Annotated in this window: 1 protein-coding gene and 1 pseudogene; both read left to right on the top strand. The window is 56.5% G+C overall.

Annotated elements, in window-relative coordinates; translation table 11 throughout:
- Positions 1-199, top strand: a pseudogene (locus ACFFNA_RS36070) (IS630 family transposase); the annotation flags it as partial.
- Positions 200-1,041: 842 nt separating this feature from the next.
- Positions 1,042-1,607: trypsin-like serine peptidase (locus ACFFNA_RS36075; RefSeq protein ID WP_378924741.1), on the top strand; the 566-nt coding region annotated here is incomplete at its 3' end.

The following is a 1,607-nucleotide window of genomic DNA, read 5'->3' on the forward strand; positions in this document are numbered from 1 at the left end:
CGAGATCGAAATCGGCGTCCTGCGCGGCCAGTGCCTCGATCGTCGCATCAATAGCTATGATCGCCTCGTCGCGGAGACCGCTGCCTGGGAGCACCTGCGAAACACCAGTGGCGCTCGCATCAACTGGATGTTCTCTACCGAAAACGCACGCCTTAAGATGGCCAAAGCCTATCCCAAGCCGACTTCCAAAGAGTCATAACCTCTGTGCAGAGGTACTAGCGTCTCATACGGAATTTGTGCCACCAGCGTGAGAACGCTGTCCGACGTCGGAGCCGGCGGCACATCGGCAGTGCCACCATGGGGCGGCGCCTGGAAGAGATTTTTTTCGCAGCCCGACACGCTAAGTAAAATGAGAAGGACCGGAACGAACCGGCGGGTTGCGACGGCGAAGTGAGCGACACGCAACTTCATGCCAGGTCTGGTACGCGATGCCATGGACGTCTCCCCCAAGAATGCTTTGCACCTGCTGAAGCGGCGTCGCTTAATGTCACCGCTTTGTGATCTCTACGTGATCGAATGATCTTCAGGCCCCCATGCGGCGGCCGGCGTCGAAGCTCCTGCTGCCAAAAGACGGCCGAAAATGCGATCCCGCGCGAGGAACTTAGTTGAGAACTCTATTCTTCACATTGACCATACGTTACGCTTTGTTGCATAGTGATGTAAGAGGAGTCTGAAATTTTTTAATAAAATGACAGAGCAACATCGCGAGTCGAAAGGCCTTCGCGTGAAACGTTGTTAGCCGCTTAAACATTCTGCGCTTGAGCGTTTGTCGTATGAAGTCGTATCTCTCAATCGCCATCCTCAAACAAAGTCCATCGTCATTCCTTATTCAGGCCGTTGGAAGGAAGAGCTTACATGGCCGCGACTAATTTATTCGAAGAGCGCCGCCGCGCGGTTATGATTGCAGCGGCAAAGCGATGGAAAACGCAGCCGCCGACGCCTGCAACGACGCAAGTGACGCCATCGGAACAGGCGCGCTACGACGCTCGCCGTTCGAGCTTCGTTCAGGCGAGCGAATTGAAGGCTCAAGGCCGTCTCCCGGTGTTCGTCGAGCGCAAGATCGGCCCCACCCTTGACTGGTACACCTTGCCGCCGGACGATGCTGCCCGTGCCGCTGGCCGGCCGGTCGCGCGCATCGTGATCAACGTCGATCCGAAGGTCGATCCTATCGGGTTTGCGACCGGGTTCATGATTTCACCCAACATTCTTCTGACCAACTGGCATGTGTTTCCGGATCTCGGCTCGGTTCGAGGAACAGGCGCCAACTTTCTTCACGATCAAACAGCATCGGGTGTCACTCGAGGCATTATCTTTGAGTTCGATCCGGATGAGCTTTTCTTCTCGGCGGAGGATCTCGATTTCGCGATCGTCGCGGTGAAGCCGAAGGCGGTCACTGGCGAGCTTCTTTCTTCCGTCAACTTCCTGGCGATCAATGGATCGCGGTCAAAGATCCTGCCAGGAATGCCGATCCGGATGATCGAATATCCTGATGGCGGGCCAAAGCGCTATGCGATGGAGAATTGCCGGCTGCTCGAACTGCGGGACGACGGTTTCCTCCGGTACGAGACCGACACTGAGGGTGGATCGTCGGGCTCACCCTGCTCCTC

It is taken from the genome of Mesorhizobium kowhaii, from assembly GCF_042431665.1.
GTDB lineage: Bacteria > Pseudomonadota > Alphaproteobacteria > Rhizobiales > Rhizobiaceae > Mesorhizobium > Mesorhizobium kowhaii.